General features: G+C 73.5%; 1 protein-coding gene. It reads left to right on the top strand.

Features of this window, described 5'->3' with window-relative positions; all coding sequences use genetic code 11:
• A partial coding sequence (locus AC1DHL_RS29800) for an ArsB/NhaD family transporter (RefSeq protein ID WP_478164337.1) occupies positions 1-509 on the top strand: 509 nt, incomplete at both ends.

Genomic DNA, 509 nt, shown 5'->3' with positions numbered 1-509 from the left:
GGCTGGCGCTGCTGGTGGCCTCGCTGCGCGGCCAGGACCTGGGCTGGCCGAGTTGCCTCGGCGGGCTGGCCACGCTGGCCGCCGTCTGCGCCACGCGGCCCCGCCTGCTGGTGCCGGCGCTGAAAGAGGTTTCCTGGGGCGTGCTGCCGCTGGTGGCGGGGCTGTTCGTGCTGGTGGCGGGCCTGGAGCGCACCGGGCTGGTCGATACGCTGGCGCACTGGGTGCGCGATCTTTCCACGATGTCCGCGCAGGGTGGCCCGGCCGGCCTGCTCGGTGCCGGGCTGGCCGGCGTGATGGTGGGCGTAATCAGCAATATCGTGAACAACCTGCCGGCGGGGCTGCTGTCGGCCTCGGCGCTGGCGGCCGGCCACGCCTCGGACACCGTGACGGCAGCGGTGCTGATCGGCGTGGATCTGGGCCCGAACCTCTCCGTTACCGGCTCGCTGGCCACGCTGCTGTGGCTGACCGCCCTACGGCGTGAGGGCCATGCCGTGGGCGCCGGCACATTC

Source organism: Variovorax sp. 10L426, from assembly GCF_056395305.1.
The sequence above is the reverse complement of the archived record's forward strand: the minus strand, read 5'-3'. Positions and strand labels throughout refer to the sequence as shown.